At 46.3% G+C, this 26,520-nt stretch carries 18 protein-coding genes; 17 read left to right on the plus strand and 1 reads right to left on the minus strand.

What is annotated here, in order from left to right; all coding sequences use genetic code 11:
* From QMA13_RS00480 to argH, 17 genes are all read left to right on the plus strand, one after another.
* On the plus strand, window positions 1–387 hold the full coding sequence (locus QMA13_RS00480; protein WP_282938801.1) for a flagellar protein FlaG: 387 nt from the start codon (window positions 1–3) through the stop codon (window positions 385–387).
* A gap of 17 nt (window positions 388–404) precedes the next feature.
* Window positions 405–1,886, plus strand: coding sequence for a flagellar filament capping protein FliD (gene fliD, locus QMA13_RS00485; protein ID WP_282938802.1), 1,482 nt, complete (start codon window positions 405–407; stop codon window positions 1,884–1,886).
* A 21-nt stretch (window positions 1,887–1,907) separates the two neighbouring features.
* A complete protein-coding gene (fliS, locus tag QMA13_RS00490; protein WP_282938803.1) occupies window positions 1,908–2,303 on the plus strand; it encodes a flagellar export chaperone FliS in 396 nt (131 codons plus the stop codon).
* Complete coding sequence (gene fliT / locus QMA13_RS00495) at window positions 2,296–2,634, plus strand: flagellar protein FliT (RefSeq protein WP_282938804.1); 339 nt, start codon at window positions 2,296–2,298, stop codon at window positions 2,632–2,634. Before fliS ends, fliT begins: the two co-directional genes overlap by 8 nt.
* A gap of 392 nt (window positions 2,635–3,026) precedes the next feature.
* Entirely contained in the window at window positions 3,027–9,320 is a 6,294-nt protein-coding gene (locus QMA13_RS00500; RefSeq protein WP_282938805.1) for a hypothetical protein, read from the plus strand.
* Between the two features lie 807 nt (window positions 9,321–10,127).
* Window positions 10,128–10,325 carry a cold shock domain-containing protein gene (locus QMA13_RS00505; protein WP_028551014.1) on the plus strand — a complete coding sequence of 66 codons (198 nt, stop codon included), beginning with the start codon at window positions 10,128–10,130 and terminating at the stop codon, window positions 10,323–10,325.
* A 308-nt stretch (window positions 10,326–10,633) separates the two neighbouring features.
* Window positions 10,634–11,176 (plus strand): ribosome hibernation-promoting factor, HPF/YfiA family, encoded by a 543-nt coding sequence (hpf, locus tag QMA13_RS00510; RefSeq protein ID WP_282938806.1) that lies wholly within the window; start codon window positions 10,634–10,636, stop codon window positions 11,174–11,176.
* A 165-nt stretch (window positions 11,177–11,341) separates the two neighbouring features.
* The gene (gene secA, locus QMA13_RS00515) at window positions 11,342–13,855 is read left to right on the plus strand and encodes a preprotein translocase subunit SecA (protein ID WP_282938807.1); all 2,514 of its coding nucleotides are present in this window, start codon (window positions 11,342–11,344) and stop codon (window positions 13,853–13,855) included.
* Window positions 13,856–13,976: 121 nt separating this feature from the next.
* Window positions 13,977–15,093 (plus strand): peptide chain release factor 2 gene (gene prfB / locus QMA13_RS00520; RefSeq protein ID WP_282938808.1). Its coding sequence is split into 2 segments (ribosomal slippage): window positions 13,977–14,048 and window positions 14,050–15,093, totalling 1,116 coding nucleotides; the frame shifts between segments, so codons are not numbered across the junction.
* A gap of 200 nt (window positions 15,094–15,293) precedes the next feature.
* Window positions 15,294–16,175, plus strand: coding sequence for a YitT family protein (locus QMA13_RS00525; RefSeq protein WP_282943189.1), 882 nt, complete (start codon window positions 15,294–15,296; stop codon window positions 16,173–16,175).
* Between the two features lie 193 nt (window positions 16,176–16,368).
* Window positions 16,369–17,418 carry an N-acetyl-gamma-glutamyl-phosphate reductase gene (argC, locus tag QMA13_RS00530; protein ID WP_282938809.1) on the plus strand — a complete coding sequence of 350 codons (1,050 nt, stop codon included), beginning with the start codon at window positions 16,369–16,371 and terminating at the stop codon, window positions 17,416–17,418.
* Window positions 17,419–17,445: 27 nt separating this feature from the next.
* Complete coding sequence (gene argJ / locus QMA13_RS00535; protein WP_282938810.1) at window positions 17,446–18,672, plus strand: bifunctional glutamate N-acetyltransferase/amino-acid acetyltransferase ArgJ; 1,227 nt, start codon at window positions 17,446–17,448, stop codon at window positions 18,670–18,672.
* Between the two features lie 104 nt (window positions 18,673–18,776).
* Entirely contained in the window at window positions 18,777–19,559 is a 783-nt protein-coding gene (argB, locus tag QMA13_RS00540; protein WP_282938811.1) for an acetylglutamate kinase, read from the plus strand.
* A gap of 41 nt (window positions 19,560–19,600) precedes the next feature.
* Window positions 19,601–20,791: an acetylornithine transaminase gene (locus QMA13_RS00545; RefSeq protein ID WP_282938812.1), complete on the plus strand. Its 1,191-nt coding sequence runs from the start codon at window positions 19,601–19,603 to the stop codon at window positions 20,789–20,791.
* 80 nt (window positions 20,792–20,871) lie between these two features.
* On the plus strand, window positions 20,872–21,825 hold the full coding sequence (gene argF / locus QMA13_RS00550) for an ornithine carbamoyltransferase (RefSeq protein WP_282938813.1): 954 nt from the start codon (window positions 20,872–20,874) through the stop codon (window positions 21,823–21,825).
* Between the two features lie 94 nt (window positions 21,826–21,919).
* Window positions 21,920–23,158 (plus strand): argininosuccinate synthase, encoded by a 1,239-nt coding sequence (locus QMA13_RS00555; protein WP_282938814.1) that lies wholly within the window; start codon window positions 21,920–21,922, stop codon window positions 23,156–23,158.
* Between the two features lie 296 nt (window positions 23,159–23,454).
* Window positions 23,455–24,870, plus strand: a complete 1,416-nt coding sequence (gene argH / locus QMA13_RS00560; RefSeq protein ID WP_282938815.1) for an argininosuccinate lyase — start codon at window positions 23,455–23,457, stop codon at window positions 24,868–24,870.
* Window positions 24,871–24,946: 76 nt separating this feature from the next.
* Here the strand turns inward: argH and QMA13_RS00565 are convergent, their stop codons facing one another.
* Complete coding sequence (locus QMA13_RS00565) at window positions 24,947–26,515, minus strand: VanW family protein (RefSeq protein WP_282938816.1); 1,569 nt, start codon at window positions 26,513–26,515, stop codon at window positions 24,947–24,949.
* Between the last annotated feature and the right edge of the window lie 5 nt (window positions 26,516–26,520).

The raw sequence follows: 26,520 nt of genomic DNA on the forward strand, positions 1-26,520 counted from the left end.
ATGGCATCAGAAATTTCGATTAGTGGATCAGGTACCTCTGTCCAATCGGTAATAAAAGAAGCAATTGCGGTGAAAAGCACGCGGCAAGATACCGGGGTAGTCCATGCAACCAACTCGAAGGAACTACAGATGGCTGAACTGCAAGGGGCACGAGTTACTACTGGAGATGAACAAATAGTTCGGGCTATCGAGCGTGCATTTAAGGCTATTCAAGGCCCTAATACAACTGTTGAAGTTTCAGTCCATGAACAAACGAAACAGATCATGGTAAAAGTACTTGATCAGGACACGGGTAAAATTATTCGTGAAGTACCACCTGAGAAAATATTGGATCTTGTTGCTAACATGATGCAAGTAGCGGGACTTTTAGTGGATGAACGCAGGTAAAAAACGGAGGTGGAGTCATGGTACAACGTATTAGTGGATTTGCGTCCGGGATGGACATTGATGATATGGTAAAGAAAATAATGCAAGCGCAGCGTGCGCCACTTGATAAATTGAAGCAAAAACAACAAACGGTACAGTGGCAGCGGGAGAATTTTAGAGATGTGAATCTCAAAATAGTTGAATTTCGTAATAAGGTGTACGATAATACTTTAACAAAATCCTTTAATGGTCAGAAGACGATAGTTTCAGGCGATACAACAGCTGTAACTGCAAAAGGTGTGAGCGATTCTGTCAGTGGTACAATTACTATTAAAGTAAATGAGCTAGCGACAGCAGCTTCAATTAAGAGTTCTTCACCACTTGCGCCTTATCCTTCTAGTACGAAGCTTTCTGATATTTCATCTTCTATAGGATCTAGTATTGAAATAAATAATTCAGTTATTGATATAGATTTGGAGAAAGATACAATTGGTAGTGTCATCAATAAAATAAATCAAAATGCTGACGCAAAAGTCACAGCATTTTATGATGAAACGTCAGGACAGTTTTCTCTCGTTTCCAAAACAACCGGTAAAATTAATGGTGATGGAGAAATAGCTATAGCGGGTAACTTGTTACAGAATGTATTTAAGTTGGATTCCTATACAGCAGGTACGGATGCCCAATTAGAAATAAATGGTCTTTCCACTACGCGTTCAACAAACAACTTCAGCATTAATGGTGTCGATATTACTTTGAACGCTAGATCCTCTGCTTCGCCATCAATAATTACAACTTCCACGGATACTAACTCGATCGTAGATAAGTTAAAAAGTTTTATCAATGATTATAATGATTTAATTTCTTCATTAAATGAGAAGGTTAAAGAAAAGCGCTACAGAGACTATCTTCCATTAACTGATGATCAGAGAGCAGCGATGAAGGAAGATGAAATTAAAAACTGGGAAGAGAAGGCTAAAAGCGGAATGCTTTATAACGACAGCATTTTAAAAGATGCTGTGGCGAAACTAAGAATGAATTTAACGGAACCGGTTAATGTTAATGGCTCATCAACAATCCTTGATTCCATTGGTATTACAACTGGGCAATGGTTTGAAGGTGGGAAGCTTGTTCTTAAGGATGAAGCTAAGCTGAGAGAAGCAATAGAAAAAGATCCAGATAAAGTAATAGGATTATTCACCTCTAGAGGCACAGGGACAGACGCTCCTAAATCGGAGGTTGGTATATTTAATCGGATATATAAAGATCTTAAAACAACCTTAGATTCTTTTACAGAAAGAGCAGGTACCTCCTTTGTAGCTACGTCCAAGGATGCGACTCTAAAGGATCAGAGCACTTTAGGAAGGCAGTTAATAAAACTTAACCAAGATATTAAGGATAAAACAAGATATTTTGATGATATGGAAACTAGATACTATAAACAGTTTACGGCAATGGAAAAAGCTATGAACAAATTTCAGTCCCAATCTTCATCGTTATTCAGTTCAATGGGTGGATAATAATATTAAGAGGTGACATCAATGATTCAGTCAAGAGCCAACAAGTATATGGAAACTTCCATTCAAACGATGACCCCTGCCCAGCTTTTAATTATGTTATACGATGGCGCCATCCGCTTTACAAAAAAAGGGATAGATGCAGTTAAACGGAAAAATTATGAAGAGGCCAATAATAGTTTTATTCGTGTGCAAGAAATAATTAATGAACTTGTAGTATCCTTAGATCGTTCCTATGAGGTATCGGACGAACTTATCAGATTGTACGATTACTTTTTACATAAGATGATTGAAGCTAATGTAAAGAAAGATATTGATGCAGCAAATGAAGTGCTAGGACATTTATTAGAACTGAAAGAAACCTGGATTCAAGCTTCAAAGCTCGCTCAAAATCCGGGTGCCGTATTGAATCATGGATAAATATATTAATGAACTAGAGCAACTTACAAAAGATTTAATAAATCAATCGGATACTGTAGAATATGAGCAGGTTGTTGATTTTGTCGAGTCCAGGGGAGAACTGGTCGGACAGATTAATAGAGTCTTAGAAGAAGATCCAGTTGAAAGGGAATTATATCTAGAGAGATTACGCAATATACTAAGTTATGATTCTAAAATCACTGAGCTTATAGGAAGACTTCAGAATGAAGCTTCCTCTCAATTAAATAAAATGAATGCTGCTAAACAACAAAAAAATAGGTATGAGGCAAGCTTTTCTCCTGAAAGTATGTTTTTTGATAGAAAAAAATAATAAACTTGGATCGATTTACGCACGCCATTTATTGTTAGTAGATAACAATGATGGTGTTTTTTGTTGCAGTCATTTGGTAAGTAGTAAGCTGCGAAAAACGTAAAAAAGAGATGTAGAAAAAGAAAAGTATTTATCATTTCTTGTAAGAAATTGAAAATAATTTTGAAATAAGAAATAAATTAGGTATTTTTCCTCTAAACATCTTAGTTCTTTAGTCCGATATAGTATGTGTGAATGTTTTTAGCTTGTTGGTCATTAATGAAATTTATCTCGCTATTATTACTTTTGTGTATTATTTGAGGGGCTTGCGATCAAAGGGGTGGATGAATACATACGCAGCTGCGCAATCAATATTTTTTATACATATACTATTCTAAAGGAGTAATAAGACTATGCTTAAAAAGGGAAGCAGAAGAAAGTTTTTCATTACAGTATTATTAGGTTCCACCATTGCACTTTCACCACTTAGCTCCGCGTTAGCGGCGGATGTAACAGTGGGTTGGGACCCTGAGAAAGTAATTATCACCAATAATGTTGGAAAGCCAGATTCTGTAAAGGTATCGGGATTACCAGAAGGTGCGATTGTAAAAGTTTATGATAAAGCCACTGGAGGGAAACTGATCGGTACGGCTGTTGTACAAAAAGGTCAGACTGAAGCTATTGTGACAATCCCTAGTCTTGATGCAACGGGTGGAAAAGTTTATGTTTCTGTTACTCTTGAAACTGCTGCAATAGAAAAAGAGTTCGATGCAGAGGCAAAAACAACAAAACCAGCTGCAGATAAAATTACAGCAACGAACAACGTGGGCAAAGCAGATAGCGTATTGGTAGAAGGCTTGACAGCGGGAACCATTGTCAAAGTGTATGACAAAGATGGCGACGGCAAAAAACAATTGGGAACAGCCACGGTAGCAGCGAACCAAACGAGCGCAACCGTATCTGTTACACAATTGGGTGTGGATGCAGGTAAAGCGTATGTGTCGACCACGGTAGCAGGCCAAGCCGAGAGCGACCTGGTCGAAGTGAGCTTCACAGCAGAAGCGGTATCCGCAGCACCAAAAGCAGAAGATATCGAAATCGTAAACAATGCGGTCATCGCCGATACGGTAACCGTATCGAAATTAGCAGTTGGCGACATCGTGAAAGTGTATGAAAAAGGGAAAACCACCGTATTGGGAACAGCAACGGTAGCAACAGGTAAAGCAGAAGCGATCGTAAGCATCAAGCAACTGGGTGCAGATGCAGGTTCCGTTGAAGTGAGCGTAACCAGCAAAGAAAAGCTGGAATCCGAGAAAGTTGAAAAAGCATTTGCTGCTGAAGGCAAAACAGCGAAACCAGCTGCAGATAAAATTACCGCAACGAACAACGTGGGCAAAGCAGATAGCGTATTGGTAGAAGGCTTGACAGCGGGAACCATTGTCAAAGTGTATGACAAAGATGGCGACGGCAAAAAACAATTGGGAACAGCCACGGTAGCAGCAAACCAAACGAGCGCAACCGTATCCGTTACACAATTGGGTGTGGATGCAGGTAAAGCGTATGTGTCGACCACGGTAGCAGGCCAAGCCGAGAGTGACCTGGTAGAAGTGAGCTTCACAGCAGAAGCGGTATCCGCAGCACCAAAAGCAGAAGATATCGAAATCGTAAACAATGCGGTCATCGCCGATACGGTAACCGTATCGAAATTAGCAGTCGGCGACATCGTGAAAGTGTATGAAAAAGGGAAAACGACCGTATTGGGCACAGCAACGGTAGCAACAGGTAAAGCAGAAGCTGTCGTAAGCATCAAGCAACTGGGTGCAGACGCAGGAGCCGTTGAAGTGAGTGTAACCAGCAAAGAAAAGCTGGAATCGGAGAAAGTCGAAAAAGCATTTGCTGCTGAAGGCAAAACAGCGAAACCAGCTGCCGATAAAATCACAGCAACAAACAACGTGGGCAAAGCAGATAGCTTATTGGTAGAAGGCTTGACAGCGGGAACGATCGTAAAAGTGTATGACAAAGATGGCGACGGCAAAAAACAATTGGGAACAGCCATGGTAGCAGCGAACCAAACGAGCGCAACCGTATCCGTTACACAATTGGGTGTGGATGCAGGTAAAGCGTATGTGTCGACCACGGTAGCAGGCCAAGCAGAGAGTGACCTGGTAGAAGTGAGCTTCACAGCGGAAGCGGTATCCGCAGCACCAAAAGCAGAAGATATCGAAATCGTAAACAATGCGGTCATTGCGGATACGGTAACCGTATCAAAATTAGCAGTTGGCGACATCGTGAAAGTGTATGAAAAAGGGAAAACGACCGTATTGGGCACAGCAACGGTAGCAACAGGTAAAGCAGAAGCTGTCGTAAGCATCAAGCAACTGGGTGCAGACGCAGGAGCCGTTGAAGTGAGTGTAACCAGCAAAGAAAAGCTGGAATCGGAGAAAGTCGAAAAAGCATTTGCTGCTGAAGGCAAAACAGCGAAACCAGCTGCCGATAAAATCACAGCAACAAACAACGTGGGCAAAGCAGATAGCGTATTGGTAGAAGGCTTGACAGCGGGAACGATCGTAAAAGTGTATGACAAAGATGGCGACGGCAAAAAACAATTGGGAACAGCCACGGTAGCAGCGAACCAAACGAGCGCAACCGTATCCGTGACACAATTGGGTGTGGATGCAGGTAAAGCGTATGTGTCGACCACGGTAGCAGGCCAAGCCGAGAGTGACCTGGTAGAAGTGAGCTTCACAGCAGAAGCGGTATCCGCAGCACCAAAAGCAGAAGACATCGAAATCGTAAACAATGCGGTCATCGCGGATACGGTAACCGTATCGAAATTAGCAGTCGGCGACATCGTGAAAGTGTATGAAAAAGGGAAAACGACCGTATTGGGCACAGCAACGGTAGCAACAGGTAAAGCAGAAGCTGTCGTAAGCATCAAGCAACTGGGTGCAGACGCAGGATCCGTTGAAGTGAGTGTAACCAGCAAAGAAAAGCTGGAATCGGAGAAAGTCGAAAAAGCATTTGCTGCTGAAGGCAAAACAGCGAAACCAGCTGCAGATAAAATCACAGCAACGAACAACGTGGGCAAAGCAGATAGCGTATTGGTAGAAGGCTTGACAGCGGGAACCATTGTCAAAGTGTATGACAAAGACGGCGACGGCAAAAAACAATTGGGAACAGCCACGGTAGCAGCGAACCAAACGAGCGCAACCGTATCCGTTACACAATTGGGTGTGGATGCAGGTAAAGCGTATGTGTCGACCACGGTAGCAGGCCAAGCAGAGAGTGACTTGGTAGAAGTGAGCTTCACAGCAGAAGCGGTATCCGCAGCACCAAAAGCAGAAGACATCGAAATCGTAAACAATGCGGTCATCGCGGATACGGTAACCGTATCGAAATTAGCAGTCGGCGACATCGTGAAAGTGTATGAAAAAGGGAAAACGACCGTATTGGGCACAGCAACGGTAGCAACAGGTAAAGCAGAAGCTGTCGTAAGCATCAAGCAACTGGGTGCAGACGCAGGATCCGTTGAAGTGAGCGTAACCAGCAAAGAAAAGCTGGAATCCGAGAAAGTTGAAAAAGCATTTGCTGCTGAAGGCAAAACAGCGAAACCAGCTGCAGATAAAATTACAGCAACGAACAACGTGGGCAAAGCAGATAGCGTATTGGTAGAAGGCTTGACAGCGGGAACCATTGTCAAAGTGTACGATAAAGACGGCGAAGGCAAAAAACAATTGGGAACAGCCACGGTAGCAGCGAACCAAACGAGCGCAACCGTATCCGTGACACAATTGGGTGTGGATGCAGGTAAAGCGTATGTGTCGACCACGGTAGCAGGCCAAGCAGAGAGTGACCTGGTAGAAGTGAGCTTCACAGCGGAAGCGGTATCCGCAGCACCAAAAGCAGAAGATATCGAAATCGTAAACAATGCGGTCATTGCGGATACGGTAACCGTATCAAAATTAGCAGTTGGCGACATCGTGAAAGTGTATGAAAAAGGGAAAACGACCGTATTGGGCACAGCAACGGTAGCAACAGGTAAAGCAGAAGCTGTCGTAAGCATCAAGCAACTGGGTGCAGACGCAGGATCCGTTGAAGTGAGCGTAACCAGCAAAGAAAAGCTGGAATCCGAGAAAGTTGAAAAAGCATTTGCTGCTGAAGGCAAAACAGCGAAACCAGCTGCCGATAAAATTACAGCAACGAACAACGTGGGCAAAGCAGATAGCGTATTGGTAGAAGGCTTGACAGCGGGAACCATTGTCAAAGTGTACGATAAAGACGGCGACGGCAAAAAACAATTGGGAACAGCCACGGTAGCAGCGAACCAAACGAGCGCAACCGTATCCGTTACACAATTGGGTGTGGATGCAGGTAAAGCGTATGTGTCGACCACGGTAGCAGGCCAAGCAGAGAGTGACTTGGTAGAAGTGAGCTTCACAGCAGAAGCGGTATCCGCAGCACCAAAAGCAGAAGACATCGAAATCGTAAACAATGCGGTCATTGCGGATACGGTAACCGTATCAAAATTAGCAGTTGGCGACATCGTGAAAGTGTATGAAAAAGGGAAAACGACCGTATTGGGCACAGCAACGGTAGCAACAGGTAAAGCAGAAGCTGTCGTAAGCATCAAGCAACTGGGTGCAGACGCAGGATCCGTTGAAGTGAGCGTAACCAGCAAAGAAAAGCTGGAATCCGAGAAAGTTGAAAAAGCATTTGCTGCTGAAGGCAAAACAGCGAAACCAGCTGCCGATAAAATCACAGCAACGAACAACGTGGGCAAAGCAGATAGCGTATTGGTAGAAGGCTTGACAGCGGGAACCATTGTCAAAGTGTACGATAAAGACGGCGACGGCAAAAAACAATTGGGAACAGCCACGGTAGCAGCGAACCAAACGAGCGCAACCGTATCCGTTACACAATTGGGTGTGGATGCAGGTAAAGCGTATGTGTCGACCACGGTAGCAGGCCAAGCAGAGAGTGACTTGGTAGAAGTGAGCTTCACAGCAGAAGCGGTATCCGCAGCACCAAAAGCAGAAGACATCGAAATCGTAAACAATGCGGTCATTGCGGATACGGTAACCGTATCAAAATTAGCAGTTGGCGACATCGTGAAAGTGTATGAAAAAGGGAAAACGACCGTATTGGGCACAGCAACGGTAGCAACAGGTAAAGCAGAAGCTGTCGTAAGCATCAAGCAACTGGGTGCAGACGCAGGATCCGTTGAAGTGAGCGTAACCAGCAAAGAAAAGCTGGAATCCGAGAAAGTTGAAAAAGCATTTGCTGCTGAAGGCAAAACAGCGAAACCAGCTGCCGATAAAATCACAGCAACGAACAACGTGGGCAAAGCAGATAGCGTATTGGTAGAAGGCTTGACAGCGGGAACCATTGTCAAAGTGTACGATAAAGACGGCGACGGCAAAAAACAATTGGGAACAGCCACGGTAGCAGCGAACCAAACGAGCGCAACCGTATCCGTTACACAATTGGGTGTGGATGCAGGTAAAGCGTATGTGTCGACCACGGTAGCAGGCCAAGCAGAGAGTGACTTGGTAGAAGTGAGCTTCACAGCAGAAGCGGTATCCGCAGCACCAAAAGCAGAAGACATCGAAATCGTAAACAATGCAGGAATTGCAGACACAGTTAAAGTAGGGAAACTTGCAGCCGGAGATATCGTGAAAGTATACAAAAAAGGCGCAACTGCTACATCAGGCACAGCAACAGTAGCAACAGGGAAAGAAGAAGTAACTGTCAGCATAGCTCAATTGGGCGCAGAAGCTGGTTCCGTTGAAGTAACCGTGACATCCAAGGATAAGCGCGAATCCGAAAAAGTCGAAAAAGCATATGCTGCTGAAGGTAAGTCTACTGGAGCCAAAGCAGATAAAGTAGAGATTACAAACCTTGCTGGTAAGTCTGATACTATTAAAGTTAGTGAACTGACAGCAGGTACAGTGGTAAAAGTTTACGACAAAAACACATCTGACAAGAAACAACTTGGCACTGCAACAGTAGCTACTGGGCAAACCAGCGCAACAGTGACGGTTTCGCAATTGAGTGTGGATGCAGGAAAAGTATTTGTGTCGATAACGGAAGCTGGCCAAGCAGAGAGTGATCTTGTTGAAGTTAGTTACGCAGCGGAAGCTAAGTCAACAGCTCCTGCAGTAGGTGATATCACAATTGTGAATAATGCAGGTCTTGCAGATACTGTAAAAGTTGAGAAACTGGCTTCGAGCGACGTCGTTAAAGTATATAAAAAAGGTACGACTACTGTGCTAGGTACGGCGACTGTTGTTACTGGAAAGTCTGAAGTGTCAATAAACATTGCACAAATTGGTTCGGAAGCCGGTTCAGTTGAGATTAGTGTCACTTCTAGCGGAAAGTTAGAATCCGAAAAAGTGGAGAAAACATTCGAAGCAGAACAAACAACAGATAAGGTAATTAAAGAAAATGTAGTAGTAACCAACAATGTTGGCAAAGCAGATACGGTCTTAGTAAAGGGTCTTAAAGCTGGTGAGATTGTAAAGGTTTATGACAAAGCAAGCGCCGGTGCAAAAATTCTAGGTACAGCTACCGTAGCATCTGGCAAAGATGAAGTCACTATTAGCATAAATAACTTAGGTGCAGCAGCAGGTAGTATTTATATAATAGTGATTGAAACGGGTAAGAAGGAAAGTGAAGCTGTAGAAATTAGTTATAGTGCAGAGGGCTAATACAATTATCTAAAATCGAGAATAGTATAAAGAGCAAGGTAACCATTTGTACAGGGTGTGCGCTTCTATTAAGAGGCGTACACTTTTTTGTTTTAAACTAACATCTTTTATAGAGGCAATAGAATTTGAGTCAGAAGGTTCTAGAAATAGTCACTTTATGTATATATCAGTGCATTCTAGGTTAAGGAACGAGAACGACAGTGGAACAGTTTGAGAGGCCCTTAAATGGCCGAATGAGGCTCCTGTATCGAACATGCATTGTTACAGTGATTATCTGTCTGTGTAGCTGATAATAGGCATTGTAGCTTATGTGAAACCGTTCGTGGGATTGGTGTGAATAAATCCAACCCGAAATTTACGGGGCGGGGGGTGGAAAAGCGAATGGGCTTCAGTTAGGACAGACTCTTTAGGAAAAAACGCAGGAAGGGTCCTAAATCTTGGAGTATAACTTCTGAGCATCCATTATCGGAATTTAAAGGTGGATTGTTATTTCATGGTTTGCACTTCATTTGGCATTTGTCTAGGTATGGAGTACATAAGTGCTTTTATGTATGGTGAATGACAGTTCCTCAACACCCCCTGTGGATAATGTGCATAACTTTGTGTATAACTTTATAGAAAATGTCGAAAAACCGCATAATGGTGCGGTTTTTCTTTGTGAATACTTTATTAACGCCATGTTAATACTTGAATTTTCAAAATATTTTGCTAAAAGACGTGGATATAATTGACATCCGTGGAGAGGGGATGCTATATTCGATTTGTGGGCATGCCCACAGTTATTTGATAATGAAGGGAATGTTTTACATGCAAGGTAAAGTAAAATGGTTCAACGCAGAAAAAGGATACGGTTTCATTGAGCGCGAAGACGGCGGGGACGTATTTGTCCATTTCTCAGCTATCCAAACCGATGGATTCAAAACGCTGGAAGAAGGTCAAGCGGTTGAATTCGATATTGTGGAAGGCGCTCGCGGACCACAAGCAGCTAACGTTATCAAGCTATAATCATCCGGCTCACAACGCCCTTGTATAGATGGTTATTCCGATTACTATTAGCAGCGACAACACCCTGGAATCGATCCGGGGTGTTTTTTTGTCTTAGGACACTAATAACCTTTTGGTAAGAACAACAAAGTAAGGAAGTATACCCATTGAAAGCAACTTTCAAACTCAAAAAAGCTTGATTCTATGGGGTTTGTCACACGGACACTAAATTGTAAGAATATTTTGAATAATTGTCGATAAATATGAAGGATTTTTGAAGACGTCTATAGAATATAGTATAATAGGTACATGAAAGGAGGAGAAGTACAATGAAATTCAACATTCGCGGTGAACGCATAGAGGTTACAGAAGCACTAAGAGAGTATGTTGAGAAAAAGCTTAGCAGGCTGGAAAGGTACTTTGAAACTCCCCCTATAACTGAAGTACATGTCACACTGAGTGTGGTCAAAGGATTGCAAGCAGTCGAGGTGACCATCCCGCTGACGGGCGTTATGCTGCGGGCCGAGGACAAAAGCAATGATATGTACGCTTCCATCGATCAGGTGATCGACAAGCTGGAGCGGCAAATTCGCAAACACAAAACTAAAGTGAATCGTAAAATCCGTCAAGAAGGCGGTATAAGGGATATATTGAGAGTCGATTCCCCTGCCCAGTATGAAGATGAGGACGAATATGAATTGGTTAGGACCAAGCAGTTTATGCTGAAACCGATGGATATCGATGAAGCCATTCTGCAAATGAATATGGTCGGTCATAGCTTTTTCGTTTTTGCAAATTCCAATACGGAGCAAGTGAATGTGGTGTATAAACGCAACGATGGCAAATACGGCTTAATCGAGCCGGCCAGATAATGGCTGCGAATTTTGGGAGCTTGCCTGACAGGGCAGGCTCTTTCGCATTTCATGAAAAGTTTAATGCAAGAAGATAATAAAAGGATAGCTCCGCAATTCTTGCGACTTGTGTCACAAACTGCTACAATTTAAGGCAAACCGTTCTTAAAAAAGGGAGATGGGCCCATGCTAGGACTCGTTAAGAAAATATTCGGCGATTCAAATGAGCGCGAAGTAAAGCGGCTGTGGAAAACAGTCGATGCCATTAACCAATTGGAGCCATTCATGGAGGGAATGTCTGATGATGATCTCAAAACGAAAACTTCAGAATTTCGCCATCGTCTGGAACTCGGCGAGGATTTAGATGACCTCCTTCCAGAAGCATTTGCTGTTGTACGTGAAGCAGGGAAGCGTGTCCTTGGCAAACGTCACTATGATGTACAATTAATAGGCGGTATGGTACTTCACGAAGGTCGTATCGCGGAAATGAGAACTGGTGAAGGGAAAACGTTGGTTGGTACCCTGCCGGTTTATTTGAACGCACTACTTGGCAAAGGTGTGCATGTAGTAACAGTCAATGATTACTTGGCTCATCGTGATAGCGGCGAGATGGGAAAAGTGTATGAATTTCTCGGCTTGACGGTTGGCGTAAACTTAAGCTCCTTAAGCCATGGGGAGAAGCAGGCGGCTTATGCTTGTGATATTACTTATGGGACGAACAATGAGTTCGGCTTCGATTATCTGCGCGATAACATGGTTGTTTACAAAGAACAGATGGTACAGCGTCCGCTTTATTTTGCAGTAATTGATGAGGTAGACTCCATTCTGGTAGATGAAGCGAGAACACCGCTCATTATTTCCGGACAAGCTGCTAAATCGACGGACATGTACTATATGGCAGACCGTTTTGTCAGCAAGCTGAAAGAAGAAGAAGATTATATTGTTGATATTAAAATGCGCGCCGTGTCCTTGACTGAAGGCGGCGTGGCGAAGGCAGAGGAAGCGTTCGGCATCGAGAACTTATTCGACCATGCGAATGTAACTCTCAATCACCATATTACTCAAGCGTTAAAAGCGCATGTCATTATGAAGCGGGATGTAGACTATGTGGTTCAAGAAGATGAAGTCGTCATCGTAGACGAATTCACAGGCCGCTTAATGACAGGCCGCCGCTATAGCGAAGGCTTGCATCAGGCGATTGAAGCCAAAGAGCAGCTGCAGGTGCAAAATGAGTCCATGACTCTGGCCACCATTACGTTCCAGAACTACTTCCGTATGTACCGTAAGCTGTCAGGGATGACGGGTACGGCTAAGACGGAGGAAGAAGAGTTTAAAAAGATTTACGGTCTAGAGGTTATTATTGTGCCTACGAACCGTCCAATGATCCGTCAGGATCTGCCGGATATTGTGTATAAATCGGTTAACAGTAAATTCCGGGCTGTAGTAGAAGAGATTGTTAAACGTCATCAGACGAACCAGCCAGTGCTTGTGGGTACGGTATCTATTGAGAACTCTGAGCGTTTGTCCGAAATGCTGAAGAGGAAAGGTGTACAGCATAAGGTTCTTAATGCGAAGTACCATGCGGAAGAAGCAGAAATCGTATCACGTGCAGGTCAACCCGGATCTGTCACGATTGCTACCAACATGGCGGGACGTGGTACCGATATTATGCTGGGTGAAGGGGTTCACGCTGTTGGAGGTCTGCATATTATAGGTACAGAGCGACATGAGAGCCGTCGGATCGATAATCAGCTGCGCGGTCGTGCCGGACGTCAAGGTGACCCTGGTTCCTCTCAGTTCTATTTGTCGATGGAAGATGAATTGATGCGCCGTTTTGGTGCGGAGAACATCATGGGCATGATGGACCGTCTCGGCTTCGAAGAAGATCAGCCTATCGAAAGTAAGCTGATAACCCGTGCCGTAGAATCGGCCCAAAAACGCGTTGAGGGCAATAACTTTGATGTACGTAAAGTCGTCCTTCAATATGACGATGTCATGAACCAACAGCGTGAAATTATTTACAAACAGCGCCGCGAGGTGTTGGAATCCGAAAACATTCGCGATATTACCATCGGGATGCTGATACCGGTTGTGGAACGTCTTGTAGAAACACACTGCCCAGCAGACCTCGTTCCGGAGGAGTGGGATCTTCAAGCCATCGTTGACTATGCTAACGGTACGTTCCTGCATGAAGGCCAGCTTACAGCTGAAGAGCTATGGGGCAAAGAAAAAGAAGAAATTGCTGAGTACATGAAAGACCTCGTAATGCGCCTTTATGAAGAACGCGAGCAGACAATTGGTGATGTCATTATGCGTGAGCTTGAGAAGGTTATTGTGCTTCGTGCGGTTGATTCCAAATGGATGGATCATATCGATGCGATGGATCAGCTTCGTCAAGGTATCCACTTGCGCGCTTACGGTGGTACAGATCCACTTCGTGAATACCAATTTGAGGGTTTTGAAATGTTCCAGGAGATGATTCAAAGCATTCAGGAGGAAGTTGCTACGTATATTATGAAAGCCCACGTAGAAACGAACCTCGAGCGTCAGCCGGTGGTTGAAGCGGATGCAGTCAGCTCTAATGGCGAACCAGCTCCGAAGAAACCGGTCGTTAATAACGATGAGGATAGAGTCGGACGCAACGACTTGTGTCCTTGCGGAAGTGGCAAAAAGTATAAGCAGTGCCACGGCGTTCAGTAAGAAGGATGTCGGTCCATATACAGGAGATTTGTTAAAAGGGTCGTCGGCGTAATAACCGGCCCCCTTTTTTTAAAGGTAAAATTAGTTTGAACTTGATGAGAAAATTGAGGAGTGAACGGATATGTTGGATCCAGAAGTGAAACAAGATTTGCGAGAAACGGCTAAACGGTTAGCTGAGCTTAGGGGGTCTCTTTGACTTAGATCTTAAGCTGGAGCAGATCGCGAACTATGAGGAGAAGATGGCGGCTCCTGATTTTTGGGATGACAATGAAGCAGCACAAAAGCTCATTGCCGAAATGAACGCGATCAAGGGTGGTGTCGATCAATTTCAGGCGCTTTCTTCCGAGTTTGAGGATTTGGAATTGATGGTCGAGCTAATGCAAGAAGATCAGGATGACAGCATGGCGGCGGATATCGAGCAAGGAATTAAGGCCGTAGTATCCAAACTCGAAACCTTCGAACTGCAGCTGCTGTTGAGCCAGCCGTATGACAAGCTTAATGCTATTCTGGAGCTTCATCCAGGTGCAGGCGGCACCGAGTCTCAGGACTGGGCAGAGATGCTGCTTCGTATGTATCGCCGTTGGGCTGAGAAGCGCGACTTTAAGGTGGATGTTCTTGATTACTTGCCCGGCGATGAGGCTGGTGTGAAAAGCGTAACGCTACTAATCAAAGGGTATAACGCGTATGGTTATTTGAAGGCGGAAAAAGGCGTTCACCGACTGGTGCGTATTTCCCCATTCGACGCGTCAGGTCGACGTCATACGTCATTCGTATCTTGTGATGTGATGCCGGAGATCGATGACGATGTGGAAGTCGAGATTCGTACCGAAGATTTGAAGGTAGATACGTATCGTGCCAGCGGCGCGGGTGGACAGCATATCAATACGACGGACTCGGCGGTTCGGATTACCCATCTACCGAGCGGCGTTGTTGTAAGCTGCCAAACAGAGCGCTCACAGATTAAGAACCGTGAAACAGCGATGAAAATGCTTCGTTCCAAGCTGTACGAGAAAAAGATCGAAGAGCAAATGAAGCAGTTGGCTGAAATCCGTGGTGAAGTATCTGATATAGCCTGGGGAAGCCAAATCCGTTCGTATGTATTCCATCCGTACAGCATGGTAAAGGATCACCGTACCTCCGCTGAAACGGGAAATGTTGGGGCCGTTATGGATGGAGATCTTGATATGTTCATCGATGCCTACCTGCGTCTGCAAATTAAATCGGAACCTGCTGAGTAATTCAGCGGTTTTATAATTATAAACATTGAAGTAAATCCTACACTTAAAGCCAAGTCTACAGAAACGTTGGGAGAGTGGCGGCTCGAGGCCGCCTGTTATCTTGCCTTGTTATCGGTTGATTACGGTGATTCCGTGTAGGATTTTTTGCGTTGTTTGCGATAATTCAAATCGAACAGTACGGAGGGAAGCTTATGCAAAGCATGAAAAAACGGCCGCGGAACCCCGCGATTGTGCAGCCTAGCCCCGGTCAGCGTGTCATGGAATATGTGCTTTTATTGCTAGGCTCTCTGTTGATTGCAATTAGTTTCAACATGTTTTTAAGCCCGAATCAGGTCGCGTCAGGCGGGGTGTCGGGCATTAGCATTATTGTGAATCAGCTGTTTGGATTTGAACCGGCTATTACACAGTGGGCCTTCAATATTCCTTTGTTTTTGCTGGGAACCTGGGTTCTCGGAGGTCAATTTGGGGTGAAAACGGCAATTGGTTCTGTCCTGCTGCCACTTCTTATACTGCTTACGCGAAGTCTTCCTCCCCTAACGAATAACATTTTACTGGCCAGCATATACGGCGGTATTTTGATAGGAGTCGGGCTAGGACTTGTTTTTCGCGGCAGGGGCTCAACAGGAGGATTGGATTTGGCCGCGCAAATGATACATAGGTATACGGGGATGAGTTTAGGGCTGGCTGTTGCGATGTTGGATGGGATGGTTATTTTGACGGCAGGCATCGTGCTGTCTCCCGAGAAAGCGCTCTATGCGCTTATCGGATTATTCGTGACGAGTAAGACTATCAATATTGTGCAGCTGGGACTTAGCTTTTCGAAGGTAGCCTTCATCATTTCGTCTGAGACTGCGGCGATTCGTGAGGCGATCCTGCATGATTTGGACCGCGGGCTCACCCAATTGAATGCAACTGGGGGCTATACCGGGGAGGCTCGAACGGTACTCATGGTGGTAGTGGGACAGACGGAGGTCACTCGGTTAAAGCAGCTTGTAAAGGCCATTGATCCGGGGGCATTTGTCATTTTGAGCGATACGAACGAGGTGCTTGGTGAAGGGTTTAAGTTCCACATTCCATCATAAAAAAGAGCCTGTATGCATTTGGGGACAGATTAGGTAAAATGGGGAAGTCAGCAAGAAATTTTCAACTCATATAGGATACTATTATGCAGTGAAAAAGCATCGGAGAAGCAGCAAAACGGGGGAAAAAATCCATTGAATTATTATACTAAAGAATGTATAATAATACATAGTTTTTCATGTGGAGGGAACGGTTATGTCTAATAAATTAAGAGCGGCAATTATCGGGGCAACAGGATACGGTGGTGTAGAAGTGATTCGCTTGCTTCTGACGCATCCGAACGTGGAGATCACCTCGGTCATTTCTTCGTCCAGTGCGGGAACGCCGATTGCAGACGGATATCCGCATTTGAATGAAATTATGATAGGCAACCTGGATGGTATCGATGTAGAGCAGATGAAGCAAAAGGCGGATGTTGTTTTCTTGGCGACGCCGCATGGCGTAGCTGCAGAGCTGGCTCCGAAGCTGGTGGACGCGGGATTGAAGGTCATCGATATTTCCGGGGATTTCCGGTTGAAGTCCGGAGAAGTATATGAAAAGTGGTATAAGCATAAACCAGCTGATCCGGCCTATGTGGAAAAAGCGGTATACGGCTTGTCTGAAGTGTTCGACGACGAGGTTCGCGATGCAACGTTTATTTCTAATCCGGGATGTTTTCCAACGGCAACGCTGCTTGGTTTGGTTCCTCTAGTCAAAAAGGGATGGGCTGATTTGTCCTCCATTATTGTTGATGCTAAATCCGGTGTATCCGGAGCGGGACGCGGCTTGAGTCTAACCTCGCATTATTCCGAGATTAATGAAAACTTCTTGGCGTATAAAGTGAATAAACATCAGCATACGCCTGAAATCGAGCAGGTGCTTAGCCGTGTGGCGGGCGAAGAGGTGGTTGTGACCTTCACGACCCATTTGGTGCCTATGACTCGCGGGATTCTGTCCACCATGTATGTTAAGCTGGATGGGAACCATTCCGAGGACGAGATTATTGAGATGTACCGCCAGTACTATGAGGGACGGCGCTTCGTAAGAATTCGTCAGAAGGGCAAATGGCCAGCGACGAAGGAAGTATGGGGTTCCAACTATTGCGATATCGGCTTCTCGCTGGATGAACGCACAGGCCGTTTAACGATTATTTCGGTAATCGATAATGTGGTTAAAGGGGCAGCCGGTCAGGCCGTCCAAAACTTGAACTTAATGATGGGCTGGGAAGAATCGACCGGTTTGGCGTTCACCCCGGTGTATCCATAACAGTAACATGCCATGGGTGAGGAGAAGATGAAGGTGAAAGATCAATTTATTGTCGTGCCGGAAGGCTCGATCACAACACCACAAGGCTTTCGTGCAGGCGGCTTGCATTGTGGGTTGAAAAAAACAAATCGTTATGACCTCGGCGTCATTGTGTGCGAGGTACCGGCTCAGGCTGCGGGCGTCTACACGCTGAATGCATTTCAGGCTGCGCCTCTGCGCGTGACACAAGACAGCATTGCCGTAGACGGCAAGCTGCAAGCCATGCTCGTTAACAGCGGTAACGCCAACGCTTGCACGGGTAAACAAGGCGAAGAGGATGCACGCTCGATGCGTGCGGCAGCTGCAAAAGCATTTGGCGTAGCGGAGCATCATGTTGGCGTTACGTCAACAGGTGTCATTGGTGAACTTCTTCCGATGCCTAAAGTGTTGAGCGGAGTCGAGAATCTTCCTGCTGAAGTGAAAGTAGACGGAGGAGAAGATTTTTGTCAGGCGATTCTTACGACCGACCTGGTTCAGAAGATGACCTGCGTGAAGCTGACGGTGGCGGGCAAAACGGTACATATCGCTGGCGCAGCTAAAGGATCGGGTATGATTCATCCGAACATGGCGACGATGCTTGGCTTTATGACGACGGATGCAAACATCGAGAGCGCTCAGCTGCAAAAGCTGCTGAACGGTGTGACAGACTCTACGTTCAACATGATTACAGTTGACGGCGATACAAGCACTAACGACATGGTTGTCGTTATGGCAAGCGGCATGGCCGGCAATGATAGCCTGACGCCAGATCATCCCGATTGGGCAGCGTTCGAAGCGGGCTTCCGTTTCGTAGGCGAGTATTTGGCCAAAGCTATCGCTCGCGACGGTGAAGGGGCTACGAAACTGATCGAGGTGAATGTGGCAGGTGCTGAGTCACAGAATGCTGCACGTGCGATTGCTAAGACGGTCGTCGGCTCAAGCCTGGTGAAATCAGCCTGCTACGGTGCAGATGCGAACTGGGGCCGTATCATTGCGGCGGTAGGCCGCGCAGGACAGCCGGTTAACACAGAGACAGTCGACATTCGCTTGGGAGATATTGTGGTGCTGGAGCAATCCCGTCCAGTGAAGTTCGACGAAGATCGCGCTGAGGAGTACTTGAAGGGCGAGCTGGTGCAAATTCATGTGAACTTGAACATGGGCTCTGAGACAGCAACGGCATGGGGCTGCGATTTAACCTATGATTATGTTCGTATCAATGCGGCATACCGGACTTAAACACCAAACGGAGTTTCACTAAATTAAGATAAGCAAACGGGACGTCTTCCGATTGGCTTCAGAGAATTCGGGAGGCGAACCGTACATATAAAGGGGAACGAAACATGAGCGCAATGTGTTTTGTGATGAAGTGTGGCGGCAGTACGCTGGCGGCGCTGCCGGATTCTTTTTTCTTGGATATGAAGAGGCTTCAGGATGAGGCGATTATTCCGGTTATCGTCCACGGTGGCGGTCCGGCGATCTCGTCCACGCTGGAGAAGCTGGGTATCGAAACCGAGTTTGTTAACGGCTTGCGTAAAACGAACGAAGCTGTTCTTGACGTTGTTGAGATGGTTTTGTCAGGCCAAATCAATAAAGAGATTGTTCGCAAAATTCAGCTGTCCGGCGCTCGCGCCATGGGCTTGTCTGGAGTAGACGGTCATCTTATTCAAGCGGAGCCTGTGGCGAACGCGCACGAAGTGGGTCTTGTGGGCGACGTGACGAATGTCAATGCAGAGTTGATCCAAGGGATTGTAAAAATGGGTTACATGCCGGTTATCGCGCCTGTCGGTCTTGGAGCGGATGGCGGACAGCGTTATAATATTAATGCAGATACGGCGGCAGGTGCTGTGGCATCGTATTTGGGCGTGGAAAGAATGATCGTTGTAACGGATGTGCCGGGCATTATGAACGGCGAGAAGAAGGTTCTTCCTTCCGTAACGGTACAGGAGATCGACGCGATGATCGCTAGCGGTGAAATTTATGGCGGAATGATTCCGAAGGTTCGCGCAGCGGTTCAGTGCATTCAAGGAAAAGTTCGTGAGGTCATTATCGTGAACGGAGCAGAGCCGGAGGTTTTAAGCAAGGTCATTAAGGGCGCTGCTATCGGAACGCGAATTGTGAAATAAATAGTTAAGTTATCACCTATATGAAAAAGGAGTGATTCAGCATGGGAGAAGGAGCTAATTCATTGTTTCCGAATTACGGGCGCTACCCGCTAGCATTTGTGAAAGGGGAAGGCAGCCGTCTTTGGGACGAGAATGGCAAAGAGTACCTCGATCTAATGTGCGGTTTGGCGGTAACGAACCTGGGGCATGCCCCCAAACAGGTGAAGGAACGCTTGAAGGATCAGGTTGACCAGCTGTGGCACACGAGCAACCTGTTTCATATTCCGAATCAGGAAAAGCTGGCTAAGCTGCTGACTGACAATAGCTGTGGCGATGCCGTATTCTTCTGCAACAGCGGAGCTGAGGCGAACGAGGCTGCTATCAAGCTGGCACGCCGTTATTTTAATAAAGTACTCGGTAAGCCGGACCAATACGAAATTATTACTTTCCACCTCTCTTTCCATGGACGTACATTGGCGACATTGACGGCAACTGGACAGGATAAGGTAAAAGAAGGCTTTGCGCCTCTACCGGAAGGTTTTGTCTACGCGCCATACAATGATGCGGAAGCACTGGAGAAAACAATCGGGCCTAAAACATGCGCAATTATGCTGGAGATGGTGCAAGGGGAAGGCGGCGTGAATCCGGCTGAGCCTGCATTTGTAACCCGTGTAGCAGAGCTGTGCAAGCAGCATGGCCTGCTTCTGATCATTGATGAAATCCAAACCGGTGTTGGTCGTACGGGCAAAATGTTCGCTTACGAGCATTATGGCGTAGAGCCGGACATTTTTACACTGGCAAAAGGTTTGGGCAGCGGTATGCCAATCGGTGCTATGCTGGGTAAAGAGAAGCTGCGCAGCGCATTCTCCGCAGGCAGCCACGGTTCAACCTTTGGAGGCAATTATTTGTCTACGGCAGCCGGTATTGCTACGATGGAAACGATGCTTGCAGAGAAGCTGTCTGAACGTGCAGCCGAGCTTGGCGATTATATCGTCAACACCTTGAAAGAGAAGCTGGCAGGGAATCCACTGGTGACAGAGATTCGTGGTTTGGGAATGCTAATCGGCATTGGCTGCACGCAGCCTGTGGCTGACCTGATCACTACAATTCAAGACCAAGCGGTATTGGTTGTATCTGCTGGACCTAATGTCATTCGTCTTGCGCCAAGCTTACTCATTTCCAAAGAAGATCTCGATCGTGGACTCGAAGTGGTCTGCTCGGTATTAAGCAAACAAGCCGCAGCCGCTGTATAAGCGATGGGTTAGGTAAACATAAGCTTTCTCGATGAGATAGCTATCGGATAATAAATTCATAATTGAAAGGGGCGATTACATTGGCAGGAACCGAACAGCCTGTTGCAATCGACTTGAGAGGACGGGACTTCCTGGCCGTTGCCGATTACACATCGGAAGAGCTTCAATATTTGATTGATCTGGCAATCGAATTGAAACGGAAGCAAAAAGCAGGGGAAGTGTACCAACCGCTTAAGGGAAAGACGCTGGGGATGATTTTTGAGAAATCGTCGACACGTACACGTGTATCTTTTGAAGTAGGTATGTATCAACTGGGAGGACACGCGCTCTTTTTGAGTAAAAACGATCTGCAGATCGGACGCGGCGAATCCATTTGGGATACGGCTCAAGTGATGTCCCGTTATTTGGACGGCATCATGATTCGTACCTACGAGCATCGCAAGGTAATCGATTTGGCAAGAGGAGCTACGATTCCGGTTATTAACGGATTAACAGATCGTACGCATCCTTGCCAGGCATTGGCGGATTTCCAAACGATTCTAGAGCATAAAGGTACTTTGAAAGGCTTGAAGGTAGCTTACATTGGGGATGGCAACAATATGGTGCATTCCTTGATGATGATGGCTGCCAAGCTTGGTGTCGACTTTGCTTCCGCATCTCCAGTAGGGTACGAGCCTGATAAAGGTATCGTCGAATCTACTAAGGAAGTGGCTAGCCAAAACGGATGCAAGCTGTACGTTGGCAATGATCCGAAGGAAGCTGTTGCCGGAGCGGATGTTGTTTATACAGACGTATGGGCGAGCATGGGCTTTGAAGAAGAACAAAAAGAGCGTGAGATCGCCTTTAAAAATTATCAAGTCAATGAAGAGCTGATGCAGCTAGCGAAAAAGGATTACCTGTTCATGCACTGCTTGCCTGCACATCGCGGTGAAGAGGTAAGCGAAGGCGTTATTGACGGGGAGAACTCGATTATTTTCGACCAAGCTGAAAATCGTCTTCATGCGCAAAAAGCAATTATGGTTGCTATCATGTAATTTTTTACTATAATGAGTCTGTTGAGAAGCGGTGGGCATGATCCGTTCATGTCCACTGTGTGCGGACTTGCATAATAAAGGAGAGCGGAACACAATGGCAAAGCAAAAAATCGTACTGGCCTATTCGGGCGGTTTGGATACATCGATTATTTTAAAATGGTTAAAAGAAACGTATGATGCGGAAATTATCGCATTTACTGCGGATATCGGACAAAAGGACGAGCTCGATGGTTTGGAAGAGAAGGCTTTGGCAACCGGAGCCTCCAAAATTTATATCGATGACCTGCGTGACGAGTTTGCAAAAGACTTCATTTTCCCGATGTTCCAAGCGGGTGCTTTATACGAAGGTCAATATTTGCTCGGAACGAGTATCGCTCGTCCATTGATCGCTAAGCGTATGGTTGAAATCGCACGCAAGGAAGGCGCAACGGCTATTGCTCACGGCGCAACAGGCAAAGGTAACGACCAAGTACGCTTCGAGCTAACTGCAGCTGCTTTGGCACCTGAGCTCGACGTTATCGCTCCATGGCGTTTGGATGAGTTCCGTGAAACGTTCCCAGGACGCGCGGAAATGATCGCATATGCCGAAAAGCATGGAATTCCAGTAACAGCTTCTGCTGCTAAACCTTACTCCACTGACCGTAACCTGCTGCATATCAGCTTTGAGAGCGGCATGCTAGAGGATCCTTGGTTCGATCCAAGCGCGACATCCAACAAAGACATGTTCGTTTTGAGCGTTGATCCTGAGGATGCTCCGGACCAAGCAGAATATGTGGAATTGAATTTTGAAAAAGGGAACTGTGTTGGCTTGAATGGCGACAGCATGACTCCTCTTCAAGTCATGGAACGCCTGAATGAATTGGGCGGCAAGCATGGTGTAGGCCGTGTGGATATGGTTGAAAACCGTTTTGTCGGCATGAAGAGCCGCGGCGTATATGAGACTCCAGGCGGAACGATCCTGTTCACCGCTCACCGTAAAATGGAGTCCTTGACTATGGACCGTGAAGTTATGAGCCTGCGTGACTCTTTGATCTCCCGTTATGCGACGCTTGTGTACAACGGCTTCTGGTTTGCTCCTGAGCGTTTGGCAGTACAAGCGTTAGTGGATGAAAGCCAAAAGAACGTTACAGGTACTGTGCGTTTGAAGCTGTACAAAGGTAATGTAATCGGAGCGGGCGTACAAAGCCCGGTAAGCTTGTACAATCCTGACATCGCAACGATGGAAGCTGATCCTACGCAAGCTTACAACCAAGGCGACGCAACAGGCTTTATCCGTCTGAACGCGCTTCGCTTGAAAGTGTCCTCTGGCGTTGAACAAAACGCGAAGAAGTAATTGGTGATTATGGCCGTGTAGACCGCGGCCTTTGGTGAAACGGGCTTCCTTGTGGACAACCATAGGGAAGCCCTGCATCACGTAAAAGGGTGAACGATGATAGCTTTCCGTTAGGAAAGCCTAGCAAATGTTTAAGAAGCTAGTTTTCCTAACGGAAAGCTCAGTAATGCTTACGATGAAAACTTTCTTACGGAAAGTTCAGTAATGCTTACGATGAAAACTTTCTTACGGAAAGTTCAGTAATGCTTACGAAGTTAGCTTTCCTAAAGGAAAGCTCTTAGAAAGGGGCAGCAGCCGTGTCAAAGCTTTGGGGTGGACGATTTACAAAGAAAACGGATCAATTGGTGGAGGAATATACAGCTTCCATCATGTTCGATAAAGAGCTGGCTGAAGAAGATATTCAAGGCAGCTTGGCTCATGTAACGATGCTGGGCAAATGCGGGATTTTGCCGCAAGAAGATGTGGAGAAGATCAAGGATGGCCTGCTGAAAGTACAGGGCACGATCCGCCGCGGCGAGATGGAGTTCTCCGTTAGCGATGAAGATATCCATATGAACATCGAGAAAGCGTTGATTGAAGAAGTTGGCCCTGTAGGTGGTAAGCTGCATACGGGACGCAGCCGTAACGACCAAGTGGCTACGGACATGCACTTGTACTTGCGCAAGCGGGTTGTAGAATTTGTAGGTCTGCTGAACAAGCTTCAAGAAGCGCTGATCGAGCAAGCCAAGAACAACCTGGATACGATCATTCCAGGCTATACGCATCTTCAACGTGCTCAGCCGATTTTGTTCGCTCATCATTTGATGGCTTATGTGTCTATGTTCCAACGCGATATCGAGCGTCTGCAGGACAGCTACAAACGGATTAACGTGCTGCCGCTTGGAGCGGGAGCCTTGGCAGGGACGACATTTCCCATTGATCGTCACTTCGTAGCTCAACAGTTGGGCTTCGATGGCGTGTATGAAAATTCCCTGGATGCAGTCAGCGACCGCGATTTCATCATCGAGTTCCTATCCAACGCCTCGATGATCATGATGCACTTGTCCCGTTTGAGCGAGGAATTCATTCTTTGGTCAAGCACGGAGTTCCATTTCATCGAGCTGGATGATGCTTTCTGTACAGGAAGCAGCATTATGCCTCAAAAGAAAAATCCGGACGTACCGGAGCTCGTTCGCGGCAAAACCGGTCGTGTATACGGAAACCTGTTCGGTTTGTTGACAGTGCTTAAATCTTTGCCTCTGGCCTACAACAAGGACATGCAGGAGGACAAAGAAGGGATGCTGGATACAGTTCGTACGCTACAAGGCGCCCTTCAGTTGTATGCCCCAATGGTCAGCACCATGAAGGTAAATAAGGATCGTATGCGTCAAGCAGTTAATCAGGACTTCTCCAATGCAACGGATATTGCTGATTACTTGGTTAATAAAGGTCTGCCTTTCCGCCAAGCGCATGAAGTCATTGGTAAAACGGTTCTCTACTGTATCCAGAACGAAAAATTCCTATTGGATATGAAGTTAGAGGAGTTCCACCAATTCTCCACCTTGTTCGAACAGGACATCTACAACGTACTGCAGCCGGAACAAGTCGTTAATGCTCGTAATGTTTACGGCGGTACGGCGAGCAACCAAGTTAGCCAAGCTATCGCGCGTGCCGAGGTTGTGTTCAACAGCACGAACGAATGGTTCGAGCAGTTTAGTAATAAGAGCCAGTAATATAAACTGTCTAAGTGAGTAGTCAAAACAAAGTGGTTGGCAGAGTTTTTAATTCTGTCCAACCACTTTTTGTTTTTTACCTAAACGTCGGCCCCTTTACACCATCCTCTATCAGAGGAGCTTCGGGCTGGCGATTGTTTGGCTCGATAGCACCACCTTCATTCGTCGCAATAATCGTAGGCTGGGCGGAATAGGTATCGCGGGATATTCGTTCTCTGCTTACCTCGACTCCGTTCTGCATTTTGATCCGGTACGTATCCACAACATAACCTGTTTTACCTGTACTGATGGTTTGTTTCCTTCCCTTAGGGAGTGTCGGATTCAATACATATTTGATCGAGGGTTGGAGCTTTTCGATAGTAGTTGATTCGATGGCGTAGGTAATATCGGCTGGAGCTTGCCCAAATAATTTTACTGTAATCCGTTGGTCGTCCGTGTAAGTGCGAATCAAAAGGTACTTCGCCGTATTATTACGAAATTTAAAGTTGATATGACCACTGGCGAACGTGGCATCCTGCCCGAGTGGCACATAACTGACGGGCAATGAATGATTGCGCCGTTCGACGATTTGCAGGCCTGCCCGCAGCACCGCATTGTACAGCGTGGAGGATACCTGACAGATCCCGCCACCAATACCGGGTACCAGCTTGCCATTGAGAATGACTGGAGCCTCCTTGAAGCCAAATTTAGCTTCTGTCTGGGTAATATAGGTTGCGTAATCGAACGTTTCCCCTGGTTGTAATAATACGTCTTGGATGGATTGGGCTGTAGAACGTATATTGTGAATCCGGCCTTCGCCGTTTTGTGGGTAGGACGTTGTAAATTCGCTGATCTTACGCTCGATGCCTTGTGCCTGAAGCATACTAACATTCAGTTTAGGCTCCTCCTTTACAAAAGGAAGTGCAATGAGGAACGGGGATCTGCTTGCTGGAGATACGGCTGTAAGGGCAGTATCCCCCGCTTTAACCCGTTGTACCGCAGCTTCCGATGGGGTGTTCCCCTCCGTTTCTGAATGGTTTGCAAACTGTTGACCATCCGCGCCAACCGTCCAACCAATGATTCTCATAGAGGGGAGGATTCGCTGCAATTGATTCATCAGTTCGGGCTCATTGATGCGCATGACCGATGTTTCGGGGACATAGCTGATCATGTCATTCGGACCTATTATCCTTTGGGCGTCTTCAGGTTGTTTATTGTATAGTGCAGGGAAACCGCGCATTAAAGTCGCGTGAAGCTTGGCTGCGTCGAACGAAGCGGTGAGGGGCCATTCTTCATTTCGAATATGCCATCGGTAGACAGCCCTTTGAAATACTGAACCCGTCTTCAACGGTTGAAGCCGATTAATCACATCCTGTAGAGGGAGCTCAAGTCCCAGCTGTTCCAGCAACCAATCTGCCGGCTGCAGTTGAACATCAGGATGCTTACTGACCATACGGACCGGCTGCTGCAGAAGCAGCATTTTTTTATCCTCAAGCTGTCGCCCGAACTCGGTAATCGGGATCCCGCCAACCTCCCAGTTATCTACCGTTAACCCTGCGGGAAGTGTGCGCTGTGTGCCGTACCAGACCAAAGTCGCGCAAGCTGCGCCTGCAAACAGCAGCAAGCCTAGCAGCACCCGCACCCAAAACATACGCTGAAGCGTCATCGGTT

It is taken from the genome of Paenibacillus sp. RC67 (assembly GCF_030020805.1).
Lineage (GTDB): Bacteria > Bacillota > Bacilli > Paenibacillales > NBRC-103111 > Paenibacillus_S.

Excerpts from the sequence above, each read along its gene's own strand:
- QMA13_RS00480 (WP_282938801.1), top strand. The coding sequence starts at position 1 with ATGGCATCAGAAATTTCGATTAGTGGATCAGGTACCTCTGTCCAATCG.
- fliD (WP_282938802.1), top strand. The coding sequence starts at position 405 with ATGGTACAACGTATTAGTGGATTTGCGTCCGGGATGGACATTGATGAT.
- fliS (WP_282938803.1), top strand. The coding sequence starts at position 1,908 with ATGATTCAGTCAAGAGCCAACAAGTATATGGAAACTTCCATTCAAACG.
- fliT (WP_282938804.1), top strand. The coding sequence starts at position 2,296 with ATGGATAAATATATTAATGAACTAGAGCAACTTACAAAAGATTTAATA.
- QMA13_RS00500 (WP_282938805.1), top strand. The coding sequence starts at position 3,027 with ATGCTTAAAAAGGGAAGCAGAAGAAAGTTTTTCATTACAGTATTATTA.
- QMA13_RS00505 (WP_028551014.1), top strand. The coding sequence starts at position 10,128 with ATGCAAGGTAAAGTAAAATGGTTCAACGCAGAAAAAGGATACGGTTTC.
- hpf (WP_282938806.1), top strand. The coding sequence starts at position 10,634 with ATGAAATTCAACATTCGCGGTGAACGCATAGAGGTTACAGAAGCACTA.
- secA (WP_282938807.1), top strand. The coding sequence starts at position 11,342 with ATGCTAGGACTCGTTAAGAAAATATTCGGCGATTCAAATGAGCGCGAA.
- QMA13_RS00525 (WP_282943189.1), top strand. The coding sequence starts at position 15,294 with ATGAAAAAACGGCCGCGGAACCCCGCGATTGTGCAGCCTAGCCCCGGT.
- argC (WP_282938809.1), top strand. The coding sequence starts at position 16,369 with ATGTCTAATAAATTAAGAGCGGCAATTATCGGGGCAACAGGATACGGT.
- argJ (WP_282938810.1), top strand. The coding sequence starts at position 17,446 with ATGAAGGTGAAAGATCAATTTATTGTCGTGCCGGAAGGCTCGATCACA.
- argB (WP_282938811.1), top strand. The coding sequence starts at position 18,777 with ATGAGCGCAATGTGTTTTGTGATGAAGTGTGGCGGCAGTACGCTGGCG.
- QMA13_RS00545 (WP_282938812.1), top strand. The coding sequence starts at position 19,601 with ATGGGAGAAGGAGCTAATTCATTGTTTCCGAATTACGGGCGCTACCCG.
- QMA13_RS00555 (WP_282938814.1), top strand. The coding sequence starts at position 21,920 with ATGGCAAAGCAAAAAATCGTACTGGCCTATTCGGGCGGTTTGGATACA.
- QMA13_RS00565 (WP_282938816.1), bottom strand. The coding sequence starts at position 26,515 with ATGACGCTTCAGCGTATGTTTTGGGTGCGGGTGCTGCTAGGCTTGCTG.